The following is a 25,660-nucleotide window of genomic DNA, read 5'->3' on the forward strand; positions in this document are numbered from 1 at the left end:
AATTTTGCTTCGCCAAAACTTCAGACTTGCTAATAAGCAGGAGTGAAATATTTATTTTGAAAAATACTTGGTAAAAATATACGAGGCGTTGCGTCTAGGCAATAAACCGAAGACGAGATTTAAGACCGGACAACTTATATTATGTCTTGGCCTGCTATTCTTTTTACTTTTTTCAAGTTTATCCTATGGGCAGGCGACTTATACATGGACTGGAAATACGAACAACAACTGGGCAACTTCCACTAACTGGTCTCCCAATCGAACTTCTACCAACACTAATGATCGGCTAATTTTCAACTCCGGAACTACTGTATCGATAACCATTTCTGCGAGTCAAACCATTGGAAGGCTGACTATTACCAATAATACAAGGCTCAACCTAAATAATACTGCTACATCCAACGTAAATCTAAGTATAACCAATGGTGTGGGAACTGACCTTATGGTGGATTCTGGATCTACACTTCAGTTAAGCGGTACAAGTAATCGATTAAGAATTAACATTGGTGCCAATAGTTCATCAAACGTCGGGTCTGCACAAATTGACGGCGAACTAATCTTGGCTACAAATGGAAACATCAATTTGCCAGGGACAAATTTGGGTAATACTTTGGTCGTAAATGGCAAAATCACCAATCTAAACGGTTCTATCAATGGAGCCAATCTTGGAGAAATCTCCTTTTCGCCGAATTCTGAATACCATCATGCGCGAACTACTTCATCAGGAATTCCCACTGCTACTTGGAACACGGGTTCACTATTAAGATTAAATGGTCCTGCTACCGGATTAGGCCAAAATTTTGCTAACGTACGATTTGAGATCATACCTAATAGCAGTTTTAATTTCAATCCCATAAGTATTTCCGGTGACCTGACTATTGCCAACACTGGCCCTGGGAGAATCAATACTAGTCGGAACGCCTATACAATAGCAGGCAACTTAAATCTAATAAGTGGCAATTTCGCTGTTGGAAATGGGAGTAACAGAAATATTACAATCCTCGGAGATTACATACAATCTGGTGGGACAAATCTATTATCTGCATCAAATAGCATCAGTGGAACCTTAACTATCAATGGAGATTTCATCCACACAGGTGGGACTATCACTGAGACAGCATCGGGATTTGGACTTATTAATTTTGCAGGAGCCGGACCTACTCAAACTTTCACTTCTGGAGGCACAGTGTCCAACCAAATCAATTGGAATATTGCGGCGAATTCTTTTGTGCAAACTTCTTCGGCCTCCACTACCTTCGGAGGAAACGGCAACTTTACCATCAATTCAGGAGCAACCTTAGGAATCAGAGCCACAGATGGAATCGCCACCTCAGGCGCTACTGGTCATGTGCGATCCACAGGTACTCGAACTTTCAATGCTAATGCTAATTATATTTTCAACGGAAGTAGCAATCAGACCTCAAACTCAAACTTCCCTGCTTCGGCAAATACCATTAGGATAGAAAATACAGGCTCTTCTGGCAATAACACCATCAGTTTGGAGCGAAATGTGGCGATCGGAGGGAATCTCCTTATCAACCAAGGGAATCTCGATCTAGCTAGTTTCACTCTGGATAGAGGATCCGCTGGTGGAACATTTAGCCTTGGGGCAGGATTGAAATTGAATGTCGGCGGAACTGATAACTTCCCAAAAAACTACAGCACTTACACGATTCCTTGCACTAGCATAGTAGAATACGATGGAGATTTGGATCAAACAATTGGCGGTGTAAACTATGGCGTCCTGACTATCGGTGGATCAGACACAAAGACATTTACATCAGAGACAACCACCATTTGCGGAAATCTAACCTTTCAAGGAAGCAGCTCTTCCATAGCTTCCAATGGGATTTCCGTTGGAGGGAATGTGCTCATCGATGCTGGATCAAGCTGGACCCCGGGCGCATATACTCACCAAGTAGCAGGTAATTGGATTCGCTTAGGAACTTTCAATGCTGTAGGTTCTACGATAGATTTCAATGGATCTAGTGCAGCTTCTATTGGCACTTCGAATTTTGAGCATGTGATTTTCTCAGGTACTGGTGCAAAAACAGCACTAGGCGCTATTACCTTCACCGGCAATGTCTCAATTCCTGGGAATTTTACCTCGGGCGCATATACTCATGCTGTAGGAGGTAACTGGTCTAAGACCGGAACCTTCAATGCAGCTGGATCAACCATCAATTTCAACGGGGCAAATCCTGGTAACATTGGAGCTAGCAATTTCAACAATCTAACTTTCAGCGGAGCTGGAGTAAAAACCGCAACTGGAATTTTAAATGCCTCTGGGAACATCTCGATTACGAATAACTTCTCGGCTGGGTCTTTCGGACATACAATTGGTGGAAACTGGACTAGTTCCGCAGGCTCTTTTACTCCGGGAACTAGTTTGATAACTTTTAATGGAACCACCGCTCAAACTATCTCAGCGACTGGCAATTCCTTCTATGATCTGTCACTGAACAATTCCACTGGCCTATCAGCTTCCAGTGCGCTGACTCTTACCAGATTTTTGACGATTGACGCTGGCACCTTCGCTACTGCTGGCAATTTGACAATGGGAGAAGGCTCCTCTATTATTAGAAAAGGTACAGGTACGTCCACAGGAATGACCGGAACTATCGCAGGAAGCAATAATTATGATGTGCGCTATGAAGGAGGATCCAAGAACACGGGTTCAGAAATCTCGGGCACAGGACTTCGCGATGTGAATTTGGCTTTGAATGCGAGTAGTACTTTGACAGCAGCTGGCAACGTCAGCCTATCTGGACTTTTGACTATCCCAGCTGGGATCACATTGGATATGAGTACATTCCCACTCACTAAACCCGGATTAAGCACTTCAGGAACAGGCACTTTGAGCACCCGCAACACAAGTCTTAATCCAATTCCAGCAGGATTAAGCTGGAGTTTCTTAGTCCGATATGCTAATCCTACAGGATCTCAGAAAGTTGTCTTTGGAACCTACGCAGGGTTAGTCGTAGCGGGAACTTCGGGAACTGTCACTTTAGCCCAGGCAAGTGAAGGAAATATTACGATTGGCTCAGGAAACTTTACAACTACTGCCGGGCAAACTTACACCGTCACAGGATCTACCGTAGTTTTCAATGCAGCCGCAGCTCAAACGCTTCCTGGAATTACCTTTAATAATGTGTCCCTGGCAGGAAGTGGAGATAAAACACTTTCGACCAATTCTCAAATCCAGGGGATTTTTTCTATAAGTGGAACGGCAGTGGCTAAGCTCGGAAATACTAACCGATCTGTTGGCTCACTCCTACTTAACAATGTCATTCAATCTACGGGTTCTTATGGAAGTACAGCCTCCGCAGCGACCAATCAAATCAGCCAGTTCTTTGGCACTACTGGAACTGGAGTCATCAATGTCACATCCCTTTGCATAGATGGAGAATGGTTGGGCACCACCTCCTCGAATTGGTTTGAACCTACCAACTGGTGCGGTGGAGTACCGACAAACACTACTGATGTAACCATTCCTGCTACTGCACCGAATCAACCGAGTATAGGAGCAAATGGAGCCGTAACTCGAAGTATTCAAATCCAAACTGGCGCAACCTTAACAGTAAGCGGGGCATTTACACTAACTGTAAATGGCAACTGGACTAATGCTGGAACATTCAACGCAGGTACTTCTACCGTCAATTTTGCTGGAAGTACGGATGCTTTAATCGGCGCAAGTAATTTTCGAAATATCATACTCTCTGGTACAGGGGTCAAATCACTAACTGGGGCCACCATTATCACAGGTAATCTTTCCATATCATCGGGTGCAACTTTGGAAGGCGGAACTTTTACGCACAGCTTAGCTGGAAACTTTGCGAATGCAGGATCTTTCCTCGCTGAATCAAGTACCTTCCTATTCAATGCTGGACCATCGACCATTAGTGGAGCAGCTGCCAAAAACTTTTACAACATCCAGGTAACAAATGGGGCAACCCTTACGGTTACAAACGCCACTGAAGTGTCTAATAGTCTTTTTCTCACTTCAGGAACAGTAGCTGCGGGCAGCAATTTGACCATGGCTGCTAATTCAAGAATCCAACGGGCTGGAACTGCTTTGCTACCAACCACTTTTACAGGGACACTTCAAGGAGCAAATGCCTACGACGTTACTTATTCAGGGGAAAACAAAACTGCAGGTTCTGAACTAAGCGGTACTGGACTTCGAAACATCACCCTAAGCCTCAGTTCTGGGAACATAATCACTGCTGCCAGTACAATCACACATACTGGAGTTTTGACTATTCCGACAGGAAACACCCTAGCGATGTCCTCTTTTGCACTTGCAAATCCTAATCTAACTACTTCAGGAACGGGGACTTTGACCACGCAAAGTACCTCCACCACTCCACTTCCTGCGGGGAAAACATGGAGTTTTCTGGTCAATTACTCCAGAACTGCTGGGGGCCAAAAGATCGTGTGGGGTAGCTACAATGGCCTGACTGCATCGAATACTTCAGGTACAAACACTTTAGCACCCCTGACAGATGGGGGAGAAATCACGATTGCTTCTGGAAACTTTAGCGCTGCTGGAACTTATACTTCCACAGGCTCTACTGTTCGGTTTTCTGCCGCAGGAGCTCAGTCCGTTCCAGGAATAACTTACAATAATCTGATCTTGGACGGGTCTGGAGATAAAACATTTGCTGCGACCTCTAGTACTTCAGGAAGCTTGACGATTGCCTCCGGAGTAATCGCCAGATTATTGAATGTCAACCACACGGCGAATTCCCTCATCTTAGGCACGACCGGTCAGCCAAATGGAACTTTTGGCAGCTCAGTTTCTGGAGCAGCTTTTAAGATAAGCTCCTCCTTTGGGGCTACAGACACAGGAATACTCACCGTCGCAAGCAGTAATTGTACCACCGGACTTTGGCTTGGGTATGTAAGCACGGATTGGAACGACGCTGGAAACTGGTGCGGCGCAGTTCCTACAGCTACCACCGATGTGATTATTTCTTCCTCGGCGCCAAACCAGCCAATTATCGGATCAGCTGGGGCAATTGCTAGAAATATCACGATCCAAGCAGGGGCAACTTTAGCCTTTTCGGGAGCATTTGATCTTCAAGTATTTGGCAATTGGATCAATAATGGAACCTTCACTCCTAGCCAAGGACGGGTAACTTTCAAAGGCACTGGAAATCAAAGTTTTGGAGGCTCATCCAATACATCGATCTACCGATTGATTTTGGAGAAAGCTTCCGATGATCAGGTGATTCTAAACTCAAATCTGACCCTAACCAATTCTTTGCTTTTGACTTCGGGTACTTTAACAGCTAGCACGAGACTATCAGTAGTTGCAAATACGCAGATCACACGAGGTGGAACCACCGGAGCAAGCACTGCTTTCACAGGGACGATCCAAGGAGCGACAGCTTATGATGTAACTTATACTGGAAACAGTAAAAATACAGGCGCCGAACTCACCGGAACAGGACTTCGAAATATCACGCTGAATGTGGTTTCTGCTAATGAAATCACTGCAACGTCCAACATCACTCATTCGGCTCAATTAGCTATCCCGGCTGGGATGAGTCTGAATATGTCAACATATGCGCTGAATAATACGACTACATCTTCGGGTACGGGAACTTTGAAAACTGCAAGTACAGTGAACCCAGCAATCCCTAGAGGTAGAACTTGGTCTTTTGCGGTAAATTATACTGCCCCCACTGGAAACCAACGTGTTTCTTATGGAATTTACAATTCTCTTTCGATAGGAAATACTTCTGGAACGACCACGCTTGACCCTTTTTCTGCAGGTGGTGAAATAGAAATCTCATCTGGCAACCTTACTAAAGCATCCGGAACAGTATCTGGATCAGGATCTACAGTAAACTTTAGCGCATCGGCAACCCAAGCTATCCCTGTGATCACTTATGGAGACTTGATCCTTCAGGGAAGCGGCGATAAAACATTCAGTGGAGCGACCACGATTTCGGGAACACTTACTATTGACGGAACTGCCATCGCCAAATTAGGATCTTCGGTAACCCACACTGCGGCAAGTTTAATTCTAGGTACTGCAGGACAACCAAATGGCTCATTTGGATCTAGCGCTTCTGGGGCAACTTTCAAAGTCCCTCAATATTTCGGAGCAACAGGAACGGGAATTTTAAACGTGACTACTAGCACCTGCACGCCTGGAATTTGGTTGGGCTATGTTAGTTCTAATTACAACTCAGGCCAAAACTGGTGTGGAGGTTCGGTTCCTAATGCTACTACTGACGTAGTCATTCCGGCGGGCACTCCCTTCTCTCCTGTGATTAGTACCGGTTCTAATTACAATGTGCAAAGCATGACTATTGAATCGGGTGCTACGCTGGCAATCCAAGGAACCCAAACCATCACTATCGGAGGTGACTGGACCAATGATGGTACTTTCCTACCTGGAACTGCCAGCACGGTGATTTTCAATAATTCTGACGAAGACCAACTCATCTCTGGTAGCGGCGCAAATAATTTCTATTCTATCCGAGTAGATAAAGCCAATAGCACACTTTCTATTGACGACCCTAGTACTATTGCAGGAAAACTGTCTCTCCTAGATGGTCCGCTAGATTCCAATGGTAATATTACGTTAGGTGCAAATTCTTCCATCGAACGAACTGATGGCACTTTTGCTGGCACTATTCAAGGAAATAACACCTATGACCTAACCTATTTGGGAGGAAATAAAACTACTGGTGGAGAGACTTCAGGTGCCGGATTGAGAAACATGACGTTGGCATTAGGGACCACAAATGTCCTAACTGCCGGTGCAGTCATATCCATGAGTGGGCAGCTTACTATCCCAGCTACGCAAACGCTACAAATGGGAAATAATGCTTTATCAGGAAATCTAACCACTTCTGGCACAGGACTGCTGACAACTACGAACAGCTCTGCTTCACCACTTCCTGGAGCTCGTACTTGGACTTTTGCTGTGAGTTATCTCAGAGCAAGTGGTGGACAAAAAGTCGTCTATGGAGTCTATCACGAATTAACTATAGGAAATACTTCTGGCACAACCACTTTTGCCCCACAAACTGAAGGAACTGTAGAAATCGCCTCAGGCAATCTTACCCTCGCTAGCGGCGGAACTCAAAATGCATCGGCTGCCAAACTTCGATTTAGTTCACCTTCAGCCCAGACAATTCCAGCGTTGACTTACCGCAACCTCGAACTCCTAGGTGGTGGCGACAAAATTTTCGCAGGAGTCATCGCAGTGAGCGAGGATCTTTCCATTGGTGGCAGCGCAGTGGCCAAATTGCTCAATGTCAATCATACCGCAAACACTGTTACGCTGGGCGGGGCAAATCAGCCTGCGGGTACGTATGGAAGTACTGCTTCTGCTGCACAATATAAAATCTCACACTATTTTGGGACGACAGGAACGGGAATATTGACTGTAGCGACTGGCACTTGTGTGCCTGGAACATGGTTTGGAGTGACAAGTACTGATTGGAATGATGGAACTAACTGGTGCGGGGGAATTCCTTCGCTAACCACCGACGTGATCATACCAAGCGGTACTCCTTTTAGTCCAGTAATTGGAATCGCCGGCGGTTTGTCCCGAAACCTTACGATACAATCTGGTGCTACCCTATCCATCTCTGATGCGTATCTACTTCAAGTCACTGGTAACTGGAACAATTCAGGCACTTTTAACCCAGGAGCTAACAGTACAGTGGACTTCAATGGAGCCACATCTGGAACTATCAGCGCTGGTAATTTTGCGAACCTCAGCTTCACTGGTTCTGGTACCAAAACCATCAATGCTACGCTGAGCGTGACTGGAAATATCAGTCCTATCTCCTCTCCAGTCATTCTCAACAATCCATTCAGCCTGACACTACCAGCCACGAAAACAATGGAAATCCTAGCCTCAGGATCATTCACCACCACTGGGGCTAGTAGTAAAATCATCCTTCCTGCTGGAGCCATTTACGTAAATCGAAGCAGTTCCAACCCTCGGTTGGAATCCAGGCAAACTTTTACAGGAACTAAAGGCTGGAGAGCGGTAGGCGTGCCAATAGGAAGCACGTATGCTACAATGACGGCTGGTTTTGAAACACAAGGTTTCCCTGGTTCAACAAATCCTTCGCTTCAGCCAAACCTACTGTGGTGGGATGAAACTGACAAAGGAACTACCCTCCAAGGATATCGTCAACCATCCGGAATATCGGATGCAGTACCTGCAGGAAGGGGCCACTACTTCTATATTTTCGATGGTGCTTCCAAACCTAGTCCAGCAACAGGCAACTATACCGATGCCTTACCGATCACCATGAGTATCACGGGATCAGAAGCGAATTTGGCGAGCGGAATTTTCGATTTTCAGGTGACTTTCACCCCAAGGGATACTAATCTACTTGCGCAGTCGGATACTTTGATTGAAGTAAACCAAGCTGATGAAGGGTTCAACTTGATAGCAAATCCTACGGCAAGTACCCTGGATTGGGACGCTGTGAGCGGTTGGACCAAAACCAACCTAGACCAAAGTATCTATGTTTGGGATCCTGCATCGGAAGCTTTTTTGGTTTGGAATGGAAGTGTCGGAAATCTTGGAAATGGCTTTATCGCTCCATATCAAGGGTTTTGGGTTCATGCAAATGCCGCCAGTCCTTCATTGACCCTTGGAAATGAAGCCAAGATACTCAGCAGCTCGTCTTTCTTTGGAAGAAAATTAGAAACACCTACCCCAACCATCCACCTAAGAATTGCTGGTGAGAACCTCTCTGCTGAATCCTTTATCAGTTTTGGTGAAGACGGAAAAGCAGAGACTGATCCAAAAGATGCCTTCCAACTGGAGTCTCTGGCCGAAGATTGGTTGCTACTCTACACCTTCGGTTCACTTAAAACTCAGACCCCCTTGGTGATCAATCACCAGGCTCCCTTGGACGAGCAGGAAAAAGTAATCCCTCTTCACCTGGCAGCTTCCAAAAATGGTGCTGCGGTCAATGGAAGTTACTTGCTAGATTGGACCTTACCAGCTGATTTACCATCAAATGTGACGGTGATATTGATGGATCATATTTCTCAGAAAGCTATCAACATGCGTGAGGAATCCGCTCATACTTTCTCGTTTGAAGCGCCAAAGCAGCCAAATGCCAGAAGTGGAAAATTCCAGAATCCACTCGATTTACCTAAAGCGATACTATTTGAATCTCCTTATGCGATCGGAGCAGTGAATCCTACTGCTCGAACGGTAGCCAACAAGCCTCAGAGACCATTTACCCTATTTATCAGTTCAAAAACTGGAGATGAAATCGGTTACTTACCAGATCTTCCAAAGCTATTTAGCCCAGTGCCGAATCCTTTCCAGTCAGCCACAAAGATCAGATTCTACTTGCCAGAAACACAGCAGGCAGAGGTGCAAATCCTTGATATGTTTGGTCAAGTAGTAGGTAGCTTCCCCGGCAAAATATACAAAGCAGGAATCTCCGAAGTGGAATGGATCCCAGCAGCAATCGATCTACCGGCGGGTATGTATATTATTAGACTAAGTACTAAGGAGTACCAGGTCAGTCAAAAATTAATTAAGAATTGATATGATTCGAAGCTTACTCCTAGGTATAGTGCTAGCTGGCTGTGTAGTTAATATCAGCATCGGACAGACTGTTGATGATACTCGAAAAGCATCCTTAAGCGTAAATGCCACAGCAACGGTGACAGATAATCTCCAGATGCTGACGATCAGAAACATAGATCTTATCGCTCCTGTGGTAGAGGAAAATAGTATCCTAGTTTCTCCTATAAGTAGTCCCTACGCCGGGATGTTTAAAATCATCGGAAACCCAACTGCAAGAATCAGAATCACTTTTCTACAGAGAGAAACCTTAGTAGAATCTAACGATGGATTTGGTGAAGTCAAAGCAGAGTATAGTCTCAGCGCAGCCTTTGAAGATCTTCAGATCCAGAGCGCGTTATTGGATAGAGGTGAAGCAACTATAAGTCTCAGTGACAAAGGTATTTTATTTGTCTGGCTAGGGGCAAATCTAGATCTCAGCTCGGCACTTCCTGGGGTTTATCAATCCGAATTCACCATAGAACTCGAATATATCTAATGCAAATTCGAGCTACATATAGCCCAATTGTTACAGTGCTGCTAGTAGTGCTTTGTTTTTCTGCTATGCCCACATCTTTTGCGCAGCGAATCAGCTTCAGTACCTGGACTGGAAGCGATGACATCGCGTTAAACTCTGTGATCGCTGCTCCAGAATTGAATTTTAATCTCAAACAGCCGATCATCACCTCTGGTACGCGTGTGGACATCAATTTGATGGACAATCAAGCGATTGCCTTCAGTATAGAAGCGCCTGAAAACTTTGATTTGACAGTAGATGTAGATGCTCCCCTATTTATGACTTTCGTGGATGATCCTGCATTTACTATCCCCTTCCAAGTCAAAATGGCTTATAATAATTTACTTCCTGGAAATGAACTGGCAGGAAAAGCAGGGGCGATCGAATTGCCAGTTGGATTCACCAACATTACTTTCCCAGTCAACCGAAGAATCGCAGGCGCTCCCGGCCCTCCTCCTACTCCTTTGACAGGTACAGAGATTCGAAATAAGAGCACTGCCTATATTTATATTTATGGAAGTTTGGGGCCTGTGGGAGCAGTTCCAGCAGGAGATTACTCCGCTCAGATTACCATTAATGTGTCCTTTTCGAGCTATGATTAAACCAGGATTTTACATAGCGCTCCTGATGTTGATGTTGCTTAGAATTCAAACAGCGAAGGCTCAGTTTGTCACGATCAATTTGGAAATCCCGGCTGGTACCACCCTAGAATCTCAAGTCGTAGATCCAATGAAAGGAGGATCTTGGGAAAAATCCAAAGCTATCTATTGGATTGAGATAAATACGCCTGAAAATCTAGCGCTTTTACTAGATATCCACTATCCTACTAGAGCGGTAGAACCCCCACTGGAATCGTATTTCCTGAATAATGGAACCTCAAATTTCGAAGAGTCATATCTACTTAGAGAGGGCGAACGAACTGTAGTAATTAATCAGTCAGGACCCATTATTCGAAATATGAATCCAAGACCCTTGACTCTTTCTGCATGGCTCGGGATTCCTATGACTTCAGGTATTTCCATTAAAATAGAATATCCATAAACCTAAAAATCTTATACCTATGACACGAGCTTAAACAAAGTATTTCAAAGAAAATCAATCCAATTCTAAAAAAAACAAAAACAAATTTTAATTATCTAATTTACAAACAAATGAAAACAACAATTAAAACTATCCTAACGCTTACATTGGTAATGGGCTTGGGAATCATGGCAAATGCGCAAAAAACTGCAACTGCACCAGCATCGGCTACGGTACTTGCGAACTTAACTATCACACTTGATGGAACACAAAGTGAAATAGCCTTTGGAACACTTTCGGCTAGCACACCTGGACCAGTGGTTTTGGACGCTAATGGAACTGCAAATGCAAACACAGGTACTGTAACTAACGTGGCTAGATTCGACTTGACTGGAGCTGATAATCCAGTAACTGTAACTTATGATGCTACAGTAACGCTCACTGAAACTGTGGGTGGAGTAGCAACGATGGTAATGACTCCAGAAGTGGTTGGAGCTGCACTCAGTACAGATCAGGCAGCAGCTTCCGCTGTACCTAGTCTTTCAGCAGTAACTTTAGCTTCAGGAGTTTATTTTCTTTGGGTAGGAGGTACTATTCCTGCTCTAGCCACTCAAGCTACTGGCATCTATGAAGGCACATTTAACATCGATGTGGAATACAATTAATTAAATCAAATGCCGGCGGGAACTCCTGCCGGCTATTTCCCTTATTCTCATGAAGAAATTTCTACTAGTTGTTCTTAGCTTGGTGATTTTAACGAAAACTGATTTAGTTTTTGCCCAGATTTCGATCGCTCCTACGACCATATTTATTGATCAAAACGGAATAGGCTCTGTATTCATCACAAATCCAAGTGATATACCCCAAGAAATCAATGTCAGTTTCTTGTTTGGCTATCCAGGAAATGATGAGCTTGGAAATCTTACCATGATGTACTCTGATAGTGTTCGAGCTAAGCAATATGGTATAGATGAGCGTATAAGAGCATTTCCGAGAACCTTTATCCTTGCTCCTCAGCAGCAGCAAACTGTAAGACTACAAGTAAGACCAGATCGCACTCTTGCGGCAGGTACTTATTTCACCCGAGTAAAAGTCACTTCGAACGCACAGACGGCGGATGTGGAAGAAACAACCCAAGAAGGAGTTTCTACACGAGTGAATTTCAAATTTGACCAAGTGATCGCAGCATTCCAAAAAGTAGGTGCAGTGACTACTGGGTTGAAAATCGATGAAATAGAAGTGGCTCAATCAGCAGGTCTGCTTAGGGTTGTGCCTTCATTTGAAACACTAGGTAATTCTCCATTTATAGGGAGTGTGACAGCTACTTTGAAAAACACGAAAGGCGAAACGATTGCAGAACAAGGTCAAACTGTTGCGCTCTATTTCTCTGGTAAAAGAGCTATAGAGATGAAACTCCCTGAAAATGTCCCATCTGGAGAATACTCCCTCAGCCTTGTCTATGAGACCAAAAGAAGTGACATCCCTTCTGGTGATCTTGTTCAGGCTCAGCCCGTCACCTCAACTACTTCTGTACAGCTGAACTAAGCTCAGCCAAATTCAAAGGAATACCCATTCCATCCATCTCACCTGGTGAATCTCTAATGAAAGTAACAAAGGTTTTCCCGATTTCTTTGGGGATATTCTTGGTTGTGCTGCTCACTATTGAATCGGCTTTTGCACAAAAAGAGCCGGATGGAGAAGTATTGTTAAATTTTAATTATCCTGCAGTAGGCAATGTCTATCTCAACGGCGTATTTTTTGGAGATGTGGCATTCCTTCCCCTTGGAGAAGTCTTGAGCCTACTCTATATACCTAATGAAAAAACAAGTTCTGGTAAGGGACTTCAAGGTGCTTTTCCTGCCAAAAATGATGACTGGCTCATCGATCCAGTCACCAATGAACTTACCATCAAAGGAAAGACTAAAACCTTAAATGCCGACACGTATTACATCGGCGAACTTGACCTCTACTTACATCCAGATTATTTTAGGGAAGTTTTTGGTCTCACTTTTACCGTCAACACCTATGCGCTAAGTGTGAGTATGGTCTCAGAATACTCCCTGCCGATTGATGAAAGAAAGAAACGCGAAACGATTCGTCAGCAGCTCCACAATCGACAAAATCAAAGTGAAAACTCCGTACCCTTACTTTATCCCAGAGAGCGAAAAGGTGTAGGACTTGGCGTTTTTGACTACAACCTAAATTACACCAATACTAATCTTGGAAATAACCTCGGTATGGCCTTCAACTTGGGCATGGAACTCCTAGGGGGCGATTTGCAAGGAACCTATCAAGGTAACTATAATCAAGGCAACCTCTTGAGCAATTTATCCGGACTTCGCTGGCGATATGTCCTTCCTGGAGGTTTGCAGCCAGAGCGAAATGTGGGCCTGGCGAGTATCTCAGTGGGTCAGGTAAGCACCACCAGCTTCACGAACGGTGCCAATCTAGTGGGCGTGTCGATCACCAATAATCCAGTCATCCCCAGACTCGAGCTGGATACCTTTGTGATCGATGGAACAACAGCCCTTGATTCTGAAGTGGAGCTTCTCATCGGTGGACAATTAGTAGATTTTACCCGTGCAGATGAAGTCGGCTATTACCGATTTAATGCTCCGGTCACTTACGGAACAGTTCGGCTGAGCACCAGAATCTACACACCAGCAGGCGAGGTAATCATTCAGGAACGCCAGATCCAAGTCCCCTTTAGCTTTCTACCAAAAGGATTTGTAGGGTATAATTTCCAAACTGGCGTGGCTCAGTTTGCTTTAGATAGTCTGAGTGATGGGTTAGTCACTCATGCTGATATAGCATACGGTTTGACAAATGCAGTGACAGTGCGTGCTGGAGCTGATCGAGGAGAGCTCTTTGGAGATCAGGAAGTCTATCCTGTTTTTGGCCTTTCTGCGCGTATTTTTCAGCAGTATCTACTAAATATCGATGCCTTACCAGATCGCTACTACCGAGCTACCGGATCGGTGTTTTACGCTAGCAATACCAGCCTCAACGCCCAATATACCGAGTATAACCCCAATTCAGCGCTGAATTTCAGAGGTCAAGTTAGAGACGCCAACTTCAATACATTTTTTCCATTTCGGCTGTTAGGTCAATTTGGTGGCTTACGACTGACAGGCGAGAGAATTTGGTTTGATACTGGAATAGGTGTGAACAATTACCAAGTGGACTTCAATACCCAAGTTAGTCGGGTAGTTTTCCGACTAAATTACCGAGGAGGAAAACGAGGGATCTTGATCAGCGAGGATCCCACACAAAATCAATTTGGACTGTTTACCTCTTCTGTTACCTACACTTTACCAAGAACTCCCGGAATTCCTGTGTATGTGAGAGGGATGTTTTTAAGAGGACAATACCGGTACTCTACATTGCTGGATAGGTCAGAATCTATTAGTTTTTTACTTTCTCAGACTTTATTCAAAACCGGAAGACTGACTATAGGCTATGATCGGCAGCTCATTATTGACCAATCCCAATTCCAGGTGGGTTTCCTGATTGATTTCAAGTCCTTAAGATCCTCCACCCAATTTAGTAAACGAACTGAGGGGCACTCGCTTCAGCAAGGCTTCAGCGGCTCGCTGGCTTATGATCCATTAGGCAAAACTGTCATTCCAAGCAACCGGGATCAAATTACTCGTTCTGGTGTGACCGTTCGCTTATTTGTAGATACCAATGAAAATGAGCGCTTTGACGAAGGTGAAGAGATCATACCTGCTAAGGCCGTACGTCTAGATCGATCTGCAAATATCCTGTTGGGATCTGATGGCCTACTTCGTATCATGCAGCTGCAGAGTTATTGGAAATATCGACTAGACATCGATCCCGCTGCACTTCCAAATCCTAATCTCGCACCCAAGGTCAAAAGCTTTAGCTTCATCGCAGAGCCTAATCGCTTCAAAGCAATAGACATTCCGCTCTATCAAACGGGAGTCATCGATGGCTCAGTGTTTTTAGAGCAAAATGGCTCCACCATAGGTCAAGGAGGGCTACGTTTACTTTTGCAAAAAGTAGGAGAAGAGGACCTGGAAGTCATTCGTACATTCTCCGACGGAAGCTATTATGCTTATGGTTTATTACCTGGAAAATACACCCTTCAGGTAGATCCAAAGCAGTTGGAATTTATGCAGTCAAGTTCAGAGCCTGGTATTTTGACGTTCGAGATCAAAGCACTTGCAGACGGCGATTACTTGGAAGGAATGAATCTCATTCTTAAAACTCCTCCGGTGGCTATTCCTGAAAAAAATAAATGAAATGGACGTTTCACTTAGCCCACTGAACTACCCATTTTGACATTCTTGGCATCGTAGCATTGTTTCGACCTTATGGGCTCTAAGAAATGAGCAGTGCTACCCATGCAAAACCCTTACCTAGTTTCACAAAAGGTCTTCAAGCAGAATTAGGAGGTATTCTTGACAGAGAAAAGTCAAAAACTACCAATGCTTCACCTTCAAGAATCAAATAACTAAAGCTAATTCCCAAAATCATGCGGTATGTAGAATAGCTATCACTAAATTCGGCCAATGATCAGAAAGTTTATTACCCTTTTTATCCTTACCATTTTCATCTGGCTGATTTGGTCTTTTTCTGGGAGAAATACCCCCCTGCCCTATCCTACAACCTACCTTTCAGTGATTGAGGAAATTAACCCTTCAGACTCATTAACACGCAACATTGTTGGAATCCAGCCCTTTATGGAGGTTACTGACTATTTCAGTCAGCAGAGTTTCCAGGCAAAAATTAGTGAATATATAGTAGCGGCTGATGCAGAAAATCTCCTAAAGAAAAACACCCTAATTGTTTTTCCAGAATATATAGGCACCTGGCTCTTACTCATAAAAGAAAAACATAGCCTCGCAGAAAAAAGCTCGCTGAATGAGGTGATCAGCACCATGATCTATAGCAATGCCTTCGACTATTTTTTGGGATACCTCAAAACTGGAGACGAAGAAAACAAAGAGGTGTCCTCTATCTTCAGAATGAAAGCAAAGGCAATGCTGGCAGCGTACTACGATACGTTTAGCCAACTTGCACTTGAGACCGAAACCTACATCGCCGCTGGATCTATTGTTTTGCCCGAGCCGACGGTAATCAATGGGGAAATATTTGTGAAACTGAACGGTCCTCTATACAATGCCTCTTTTTTATTTGGGCCTGATGGGAAAGTAATCGGAAGTCCTATTCTAAAAGCCTTTCCAAATTCTAAAGAAGACCCTTACCTCACAGCAGCGACCCCTGAGAACTTACCGATTTTTGATTTACCCTTTGGGAAAACAGCAATTTTACTGTGCGATGATAGTTGGCACGAAGAATCCTATATCAATGCGATCAACGAATCTGCTGAGATTATATTGGTTTCATCATTTTGCACAGGCAATCATTCTATGACCTCAAAATGGAATGGTTATGACGGAAAAAAAGTCTCAGAAATGGTAGAATTGGAAGATGTTGGAAACATAACTACGATTGAAGCCTGGGAAAAATACAGCCTCCCTTCCCAAATCAAAAATACCAAAGCTCAAGTTGGAATGAATGTATTTTTCCGGGGTGATCTCTGGGATATAGGTTCAGATGGTCAGCCGATAGTTTTGCTGCACAATACTATGCTGCCTGTAACTCCCGCAGGCAAAGCCGGGGTTTGGTCCCTGAATTTCTAGCTGCTATTCCTTATACCACTTGATCCTACGTTGTATTTGCTGATTCAACGAGGGGAATACTTCATAAGGCGACATTTACGGTTGCCTAGCTTACATATAAAGTGTAAATTCCTCCGTCACTAAACCTGAAAGCCATGAAAGTCATCCTTTGTATCGCTCTAGTTTGCGCAGCAATTTCTCCTACTTTTTCCCAAAATGCATCCATTCCAACCAAGGAAGTGCAGATAAAAACTGCGGTTTTGGCAGCTCCAGAAGAAAAGCAAAAAGACGCCACGGTGATGGGATATGATCTAAAGGGAGAGCTGGTAGAGTTGCAAAGAGGCAGCAATGGAATGATCTGTCTAGCTGATGATCCTAACGGAAAAGGCTTCAGTGTATCTTGCTACGCGGCTGACCTGGAGCCATTCATGGCAAGAGGCAGAGAACTCAAAAAAGAGGGTAAAAGCTTCCAGGAGATTTTTGACATGAGAGAGGAAGAGGCCAAAAGCGGCAAGCTCAAAATGCCAAAGGAAGGCTCAACCCTGTTCGTACTGACGGCAGATGCTGAAAACTACAATACCACTACAGGCGAGGTGTCAGATACCTACTTGCGGTATGTGGTGTATTTGCCATGGGCCACTTCTGCCACTACCGGCTTGCCATTGAAGCCTAGCGCTCCAGGAATGCCTTGGATTATGGATCCTGGTACACATAGAGCACATATTATGATTACTCCGCCTAGAGATTGATGGGGTTAATTCTCAATCTAATCGCGCCTATTTCTCAAAAACCACTTCATGTGATCCTCCTTCAGTAATTATTAGGGTCAAATCCTAGCTTCTCAGCCACAGTTACATAGTCACGCTTTTCATCTTTTGGGATGAATTTAATGGCGAACTAATAAGTTCACCATCCGCCTTAATGGAAAATTCTATAAATCATTGATTTACAACCGAAAACCATTGACTGAATAGGTGTTGTTCTGTAGTTAAGAAAACCTGAAAGCCTATTCCACTAACTGAACGATTGAACCTGACGGGGTATTGACAGGAATTGTATAAAAATGCAAACTCACAGGATTTGAATTCAAAAATTAAATAATAGACATAAATAGATTTTTTTTGAACAGTTCTCTTTGTCAAGCTAAATTTGAACTATGCCATTATTTTCCGAACAACTTTTCAAAGACCTCAATTTCACGAAAGGGCAGTTAGCCTTAGCAGAGTATGAAGACTGTACCTTCGAGCAGTGTGATTTTTCTACGTTGGATTTGAAGGGAACTTCCTTTGAAAACTGCACTTTCAAAAGCTGTGACATGAGCAATGTGAAAGTCTCAGGTGTGTCTTTTCAGCAAGTTCAATTTGTGGACTGCAAAATGCTGGGAATACACTTTCACACCAGCAATCCGTTTTTATTGGAATTTAGCTTTCAAAATTGCCAGCTTGATTACTGTAGTTTTTACACGTTGAAAATCAAAAAATCTAAGTTCATCAATTGCCGACTCACAGAGGCTGATTTTACCCAGACTGACCTAACAGGATCAGATTTCCAAGGCTCAGATCTAATTGGTGTTACTTTTGACCAAACACAAGCAGACAAAGTAGATTTCAGAAATACACATCACCTCCGGCTAGATCCAGAAAGAAACCGCATCAAAGGAGCAAGATTTGACATGGAGGGTTTGCCTGGATTACTGGAAAACCATGGGATCAGAGTTGGGTGATTTTTTAATCAAAGGCCTAGAGACCTACTAAGTGTTCTTGAAGCTATATAAATACGGTGCCTTATGCGAACCTCCTGAGTACAATTTCTCATGCCTAGTTAATATATTCAGGCCTAGCATTTTACGCTGAAAATTCGCTCGGTTTTGGGTTTCTCCTAGTATAGCATCGTACACCTGCTTCAGCTCCTTCATGGTAAAGAGTTCGGGAAGCAAATTGAAGCTCAGGAGTTTCTGATCTAAATGCGTACGCAAATGCTCCAGCGCTTTTCTAACTATTTCATTGTGATCCATCATCAACTCAGGAAGCTCATCGAAATCGTACCATTCTATTGAATCAGAAAGTTGATCAGGCTTGGGAACCACTTTTTCATAGTCGATCAATGCGTAATACCCCACTGTCACGAACCTCCCCAGAATCCAATGATCGTCCAAAAAATGGCCTTGCTCCTCTAGGATTTTGCGCATTACCGAGGGGTCGAACCTCTCCATAGAGCCAAAAGTATGAAACTGCTCCAGGTAGATCTCTTCCAGTCCTGTCCGCTCATATAAGCCTCGCTTCACCGCCGCATCAAGGGGTTCATCTACTTTCACAAAGCCTCCAGGCAGAGCAAAAGTCTTCATGTTGTGGTATTCCAGGATCAAAATCTTGAGCTTTTCACCAGAAAAACCAAAAATCACTGAGTCGTAAGAAAGGTTGGGGAGATAGTCAACTTCAGAAAAAGGCATGGGTAAAATTATGAAATACTAAGTTAAGAAATAGGTTTTCCAATAATAAGCCCCTACTATTGTTTCAAATAGAAACAATATAACCTAAAAACCTATGCTCAGAATAATTCAAACTTTCCTCTTGGCTGTACTGGTAAGTATATCTTACACGCTTCGTGCTCAGCATACTAACTCATTTGAAGTGCAAACAAAAATCAAAAATGGACTCATAGCAGGTTCTTATGACACTAAATCGGGCGTTCAAAAGTTTTTTGGAATTCCCTATGCTAAGCCGCCAGTGGGCGACCTACGCTGGAAAGCACCCCAAGTAATGGAGAATTGGTCGGGAGTGAAGCAAACCAAAAATTTCGGCCCTAGAGCGGTTCAAGCTCCAGTTTTTGGGGATATGGATTTCAAATCTGACGGAATGAGCGAAGATTGCCTCTACCTGAATGTCTGGACTCCAGCCGACCGGAACACCAAGGACTTGCCTGTTTTAGTATATTTCTACGGAGGTGGTTTTGTGGCGGGTGATGGCTCAGAACCAAGGTATAACGGTGAGGCTATGGCCAAACAAGGAATTGTAGTGGTTACTGTCAATTACCGCTTGGCTGTATTTGGTTTTCTAGCACATCCACACTTAAGTGCGGAAAGTCCTTATAAAGCCTCTGGAAATTATGGTTTGATGGATCAGGCTGCTTCATTAAAATGGGTGCAAGAAAATATAGAAGCATTTGGCGGTGACCCCAAAAAAGTGACCATAGCAGGGGAGTCGGCTGGTTCCATATCGGTGAGTTATCAGATGGCTTCTCCCCTAGCCAAAAATCTAATCGCCGGCGCTATTGGGGAAAGTGGCGCTGGAATCAACCCAACTTTAGCACCTACGTCTCTTGCTGAGGCAGAAAAACAAGGGGCTGAATTTGTTTCCAATGCAGGAATTCAAAGCATTGAAGAAATGCGCGCCCTTTCGACCAAAGATGTATATGACATTTATATCGAGTCCAAACGCTTCGGATTCCCCGTAGTAATTGATGGGTATTTTCTCCCAAAGACTCTCCCGGAAATATTTGAAGCCAAGGAACAGGCGATGGTTCCCCTTCTGGCAGGTTGGAATTCTGCAGAAATTCCAGGAGCGGCATTTATGCAAGGTGCGCCTTTCACCCCTGAGGCGTTCATAGCCAAAGTAAAAGAGACCTATCCTAATGATTATGAAGAAGTACTCGCGCTTCATCCACATGCAGATGCAGGCCAGGTAGAATGGTCAGCTACTAATCTGGCTGCGGATCGGTTTATCTCCTATTCTACGTGGAAATGGCTGGATCTTCATGCGAAAAATTCCAATCAGCCGGTATATCGGTATTTGTACAGCAAACTACGCCCTCCTTTGAAAAATGCCAAGCTGACCACTGGTTTGGCTGGAGGAACTATGGAAGGGGGACCAAAAGCACCTGAACCCATAGGTGCACCACATGCCTGTGAGATAGAATACGCCATGGGCAACTTGCCCTTAGTCGATGTCTTTGCTTGGACTCCCGATGACTACAAAGTTTCAACGACCTTCATGAACTACTTTGCGAATTTCATCAAAACTGGAAATCCAAATGGAGACGGTCAACCTGAATGGAAGGCCGTGAATGGTGCTGACACCACTCCGCCAGTACTCGTGATCGATACAGAAAGCAAACTTATCAACGCCTCAGAAGATGCCAGGTACCGGTTTCACGATAAGTATTACGGAAATTTGAAATAAGATAAGATGTATGTCTGCAATGATGCCAGTAGTGAAAATTCTCTGGCTCATAAGGACAGAAGACCGGTGACCGAAATGGCCTCAATTTCCCGATACTATCAAAAAAAAGAGGCTTTCTCAAATGAGTCTGAAATTGTCAGCCCGAGTAGATTCGAAGTTCGTTTGCAGCACATGATACCGCATTACGTCTTTGATCGAGTTGACAAAAAGCACTTTTGAGACAGCCTCTTTTCGTAAAGTAATCTTAGTGAGATGTACTCGCAACTTAGTACGATACTTAAATGCGCATACTTGACTAGAGTGACTTCTGCCAATTCCAACTGTCCCGGAGTGAGTCTTCAAGTGAATAGTTGGGTTGCCAATTGAGCACAGAATTGATTTTGGCAGTATCGGCCCAGATTTTCACCACATCACCAGGCCTCCTGGCACCGACTTCGAAATTCACCTTTAGATCATTCACCTTCTCAAAGGTGTTAATGACTTCCAATACCGTATTGCCGTTCCCAGTTCCTACGTTGAAAACATCGTAGAAATTTTCTTTTTGCTCACCCAAATAGGCCAGAGCTTTCACGTGGGCATCTGCCAGGTCCATCACATGGATATAATCCCGAACACAGGATCCATCCACCGTATCATAATCATCTCCAAAAACAGTTAGTTTCTCCCTAATCCCAGCAGCTGTTTGAGTTACAAAGGGAACCAGATTAGCAGGAGTTCCAATCGGTAACTCTCCGATTTTTCCACTTGGATGTGCGCCAATCGGGTTGAAATACCTCAGAGAAATCACTCGAATTCCAGGCTTACTTTTCACCAAATCCACTAAAATATCCTCACAGATCTTCTTCGTGTTGCCATAGGGACTCTCGGCGTCTTGGCGCGGAGTTGCTTCAGTCACGGGCAATACATCCGGCTGACCATATACCGTACAGGAGGATGAAAAAACCAAATCCTTGATTTGTCTGGCTTTCATAAATGCCAAAATGGTCATTAAGGAACCGATGTTGTTCTGATAATACTTCAAAGGATCTACGGTACTCTCTCCTACTGCTTTGAATGCCGCGAAATGAATTACTCCAGCAAGATCATGCTCATCTGCTAGCTGATTCAGAAGTCCAGCATCACTGCAATCTCCTTTGTAGAATGTTAATCTTTTACCTAAAATCTCCTCGAGTCTATCCAGCACTTTTTCTTCAGAATTGGACAGGTCATCTATGATAATTGGTTCAAAACCTGACTGCACCAATTGAACAGCGGTGTGGGAACCAATGTATCCGGCACCTCCAGTGATTAAAATTTTCTTCATTTCAGTTTAAAAGTTTGATCGGGTAAAACTATTCAATTGCAGGGATTATAGAATCGTTTTCGACGATGAGTTAGGATAAAAAAGTAGCAGGTTGGACAGAAAAAGAAAATTGAAGGCCAAATCCGGCTAAAAAGTCCATGGCGGGAAGGTGCTGATTCAAGCTACCTCACCAGCAAGAAACTACCCCTCTTCTCCACTGTCTGTATTTCATCCTCTAATGGGAAACTGTACTGCATTAGGTAGGTGTAGGTTCCCGTCGGCGCATTTTCTCCATTCGCACTTCCATCCCAGCCTTCCCCACCGCTGTAGATCAATTGCCCCCATCTGTTATAAATCCAAAGGTTAAAATTGATCTCACAATTCGATACGCCCTGAAAAACTCCTCCATCCTGAGATGGATCAAACCCAGTAGGCATTCTCACTTCGGGGGCTTTTTCAGTGACCATGCCTGATCCTAGACTCACGCAGCCGGAAGCATCTACGACCGAAACTGAATAAGTTCCTTTGGCAAGTCCCACATTAGTATTTGTGGTTACATTTTGGGAATCCCATAGATAAACATAAGGGCCATTTCCTCCTTCCGGCAACGCAAACAACTCACCGTTGCTCCCACCCGGGCAAGCTGGTTTGGTCAGTCTCACGTCCACTTCTAAAGCTGCCGGAGAGGTGATTTCAAAAACTAGCGGAATAGTGCAACCATTTTGGTCAGTCACCACCAAATCATACTTGCCTTGGGATACATCTGACAAATTCAAAAGACCAGAAAATACTTTTTCTCCATCCAATTCAACTTGGTATGGAGGCGTCCCGCCAATGACTGACAAGTTCAAAACTCCATCCTTTTTGCCATAGCAACTCACCCCTGCTACATTAATGGACGACAGTGCGAGCAGAGGCGGCTCGGTGATCTGCAGGTTTTCTAACTTCTGCTCGCAGCCCAACTTATCCACCACCGTCACGGTATAGGTTCCAACCGGCAAATTCTCTGCGATTGCGGAATTTACAGATGGATCATGTGACCAAAGAAAATTGAATGGCGCCACACCTCCCTGAATGTCCAGTTCTATTTTGCCAGTTCTTTCCCCAAAGCATTTGACCTGATCGAGCAATTTCACAGTAGCTTTGAATTCTTCCTGTACGTTCACTTCCAAAACCTCTGAGGTACCAGCACACGACTGATCTATCAAGCTATACGTCAAATAACTAACCGTCCCAGTCACATTGGGTTGATCCCAACTTACTTCCACAGTCGCCTGATCTTTTCCGGATACGATCACTCCTCCTGTTACAGTCCAGTCATATCCTCGACCAGCTGACGCATTAGGCGCGCTATAAAAATGAGTAGTCATCGGGTCAAAACACACCTCAGAGTTGCCAACTACATCCGCTGCATCCAACTTTTGGTTAATCACTACATTCAATGTCTGAGGTAAGACCAGACATCCATTCGTGCCTATGATCGTCGCGGTGATTTTAGCATTAGGATTTGCCGGGCCCCAATTAACCAATACAGAATCTCCATAATTTTGAACTATCGTCCCTCCCTCGATTTCAAAATTCACCGATTTTATGTTTTCCTGGGAAACCAATTTGTAAATTAACTCCTCCACATCCGGACAAACTGATTGCTCTCCAACTAACTCTGCCTTGGCCTCCAGAACCTGAACTATAAACGTTTCATCTTCTTGCTGATCACAGGTATTGGCACTGATGGAGGCGGTGACAGTCACTTCATAAGTTCCCGGCTGAACAAAGGTATGCGTGACTTCCTTACCTTCTTGCAGCAAAGAGCCATCTCCAAAATCCCAGGTAAAATACGTAAAAACTTCATTTTCAGGAGCTATACTCCACGTTCCTTCATTATCTAGGCAGGCTATTCGCTCGCCATCTACTTCGAAACTATAATCAGCTTTGATGTCAAAAGATAAATTATCCAGTGCCGCACCCACGGTATATCCGTATGACTCCAAATAGCCAAAACCATAAACGTAAGCAATAAAACCCTCAGGATTTGTCAGCTCATGCACCCCAAACGAAATGGGAACTCGTGCAAAATAAAAGTCAGAATTTCCAGGAACCTGCGAAAAAGACGCACCTATCGCAGTACCATCGAGTATTGTGTTAGATTGGGCACCTGCGGGCACTATAATATTGACATAGTGCGCCTCTATAGACCCTAGAGAAAGCGCCGAGAACTTGACACTCTTAAGCAATTGCTCGTTGGGACTATAAGAAATCATAAAAGGATCACCTTGATCATATTTGGGATCACCTACCCGATTACATTCTTGACTTTTTGCAAAAACAGTCACAGAAGTCGGCTTGGAAGAAGTAATTGATACTGTTTCGTTTACATCGAAATTGAATGTCAAAAACGCTGTACTATTAATCATGCCTCTCGAGACGCCATTTACGAATACTTCAGTATTGTCCTCGGAAGCCAAAACTTTCACCAGCTCCCCTGATGTTCGCCCTTCCAAGCCCACATGAATATACGATTGTCCCCATGTAGTGATAGGATAGGCTTGCTGAAAAAGATTGTCATTTGCCCCACCGCAATTCCCCACAGAAGTCCATTTATTCCCCCCGAATACTGCAATTTTCTTACATGAATTGGCATCATCGCCGATCACCCGTACTCTGGAACCCGTCAAATCATACCGGTCCTGGACTTGGTAACTCTGACCTCTATCTAAGGTGATCGTGATAGGCGTAGAACTCTGCCTCTTCGTAATTTCAATCTCCGTGTCATCCTCAGTGGCGATCACCAAAAGGCTACTTTCATTATCAATATTGCCATCATAGCCTACCGGAAAGGTGAGTCTTTCGAAGTGAGATGTAATCAAATAATCCTTTCCCAGTGCAGCTACTGGAAGCACGACGGTTCCGTCAGCACTTCTTACCCGCTCATTGAAAGCATACACAGATAAATTGCCAGAGGAACTGATGAAAATCCCCTTATTTTCTATCCTACCAGAAGTCCTGTGGTGCAAATCTATATCTCTGGAATCCACATTCAGATTGTATCGTTGTCCCCTGACGAGTGTCTGGGTTCTGGTTTGCCCTAGATATTCTATGGTAAAAGTCGCATCTTCCACGGCTGCAATTTCTAGAACAGCCCGATCTGGAGCTCCCGGGAGAATCCGATTGTTGTCCATGAACCCCACCCAAAACTCCTTTCCAATGGTTGAGATTTGTCCAAAGGCGTTAAGTGCAAAAAATTGCCAAACAACAACAAGTAAACATACCCGGTAAAATCTTTCCATTCAGAAACTTTAATAACATATAATCCCTCAATATAGACACTTGTTCAAAATAATACTTCCCGCCGAACAAAAAGCCTGCTTCGGGTACGCCAAAAGCTTGCAATTACCTCCTTCATCCAATATTTAATCCCTATCTTTGCGCCTCAAAAAAAGAGCAACA

Annotated in this window: 14 protein-coding genes; 11 read left to right on the forward strand and 3 right to left on the reverse strand. The window is 44.0% G+C overall.

The features are described 5' to 3' along the window. Positions 1-67: 67 nt before the first annotated feature. The 10 genes from ABJH64_RS12015 to ABJH64_RS12060 all read left to right on the forward strand — a co-directional run bounded on the left by ABJH64_RS12015 (position 68) and on the right by ABJH64_RS12060 (position 18,476). The gene (locus tag ABJH64_RS12015) at positions 68-9,550 is read left to right on the forward strand and encodes a T9SS type A sorting domain-containing protein (protein ID WP_348334739.1); all 9,483 of its coding nucleotides are present in this window, start codon (positions 68-70) and stop codon (positions 9,548-9,550) included. Position 9,551: 1 nt separating this feature from the next. After that, complete coding sequence (locus tag ABJH64_RS12020; RefSeq protein WP_348275763.1) at positions 9,552-10,067, forward strand: hypothetical protein; 516 nt, start codon at positions 9,552-9,554, stop codon at positions 10,065-10,067. Continuing rightward, positions 10,067-10,687: a hypothetical protein gene (locus ABJH64_RS12025; RefSeq protein WP_348275762.1), complete on the forward strand. Its 621-nt coding sequence runs from the start codon at positions 10,067-10,069 to the stop codon at positions 10,685-10,687. The genes ABJH64_RS12020 and ABJH64_RS12025 overlap by 1 nt, the downstream gene beginning before the upstream one ends. Further along, entirely contained in the window at positions 10,680-11,126 is a 447-nt protein-coding gene (locus ABJH64_RS12030; protein ID WP_348299769.1) for a hypothetical protein, read from the forward strand. The genes ABJH64_RS12025 and ABJH64_RS12030 overlap by 8 nt, the downstream gene beginning before the upstream one ends. Positions 11,127-11,236: 110 nt before the next feature. Next, positions 11,237-11,770, forward strand: coding sequence for a DUF4402 domain-containing protein (locus ABJH64_RS12035; RefSeq protein WP_348299767.1), 534 nt, complete (start codon positions 11,237-11,239; stop codon positions 11,768-11,770). 49 nt (positions 11,771-11,819) lie between these two features. Continuing rightward, positions 11,820-12,650: a hypothetical protein gene (locus tag ABJH64_RS12040; protein ID WP_348276280.1), complete on the forward strand. Its 831-nt coding sequence runs from the start codon at positions 11,820-11,822 to the stop codon at positions 12,648-12,650. A 56-nt stretch (positions 12,651-12,706) separates the two neighbouring features. Next, positions 12,707-15,370, forward strand: a complete 2,664-nt coding sequence (locus tag ABJH64_RS12045) for a hypothetical protein (RefSeq protein ID WP_348276281.1) — start codon at positions 12,707-12,709, stop codon at positions 15,368-15,370. Positions 15,371-15,640: 270 nt separating this feature from the next. After that, positions 15,641-16,774, forward strand: a complete 1,134-nt coding sequence (locus ABJH64_RS12050) for a nitrilase-related carbon-nitrogen hydrolase (RefSeq protein ID WP_348276282.1) — start codon at positions 15,641-15,643, stop codon at positions 16,772-16,774. Between the two features lie 134 nt (positions 16,775-16,908). After that, positions 16,909-17,502 carry a hypothetical protein gene (locus tag ABJH64_RS12055; protein WP_348276283.1) on the forward strand — a complete coding sequence of 198 codons (594 nt, stop codon included), beginning with the start codon at positions 16,909-16,911 and terminating at the stop codon, positions 17,500-17,502. 407 nt (positions 17,503-17,909) lie between these two features. Further along, positions 17,910-18,476 (forward strand): pentapeptide repeat-containing protein, encoded by a 567-nt coding sequence (locus ABJH64_RS12060; RefSeq protein ID WP_348276284.1) that lies wholly within the window; start codon positions 17,910-17,912, stop codon positions 18,474-18,476. A gap of 27 nt (positions 18,477-18,503) precedes the next feature. Here the strand turns inward: ABJH64_RS12060 and ABJH64_RS12065 are convergent, their stop codons facing one another. Next, positions 18,504-19,202: an NUDIX domain-containing protein gene (locus ABJH64_RS12065; protein WP_348276285.1), complete on the reverse strand. Its 699-nt coding sequence runs from the start codon at positions 19,200-19,202 to the stop codon at positions 18,504-18,506. A gap of 94 nt (positions 19,203-19,296) precedes the next feature. On the opposite strand from ABJH64_RS12065, the gene ABJH64_RS12070 reads away from it, so the two are divergent. Further along, positions 19,297-20,931, forward strand: coding sequence for a carboxylesterase family protein (locus ABJH64_RS12070; RefSeq protein WP_348299765.1), 1,635 nt, complete (start codon positions 19,297-19,299; stop codon positions 20,929-20,931). A gap of 295 nt (positions 20,932-21,226) precedes the next feature. Here the strand turns inward: ABJH64_RS12070 and galE are convergent, their stop codons facing one another. After that, positions 21,227-22,234, reverse strand: a complete 1,008-nt coding sequence (gene galE / locus ABJH64_RS12075; RefSeq protein WP_348274318.1) for a UDP-glucose 4-epimerase GalE — start codon at positions 22,232-22,234, stop codon at positions 21,227-21,229. A 161-nt stretch (positions 22,235-22,395) separates the two neighbouring features. Further along, positions 22,396-25,500, reverse strand: a complete 3,105-nt coding sequence (locus ABJH64_RS12080; RefSeq protein ID WP_348299763.1) for a PKD domain-containing protein — start codon at positions 25,498-25,500, stop codon at positions 22,396-22,398. Positions 25,501-25,660 lie beyond the last annotated feature (160 nt).

The organism is Algoriphagus sp. (genome assembly GCF_039969895.1).
Taxonomy (GTDB): Bacteria; Bacteroidota; Bacteroidia; order Cytophagales; family Cyclobacteriaceae; genus Algoriphagus.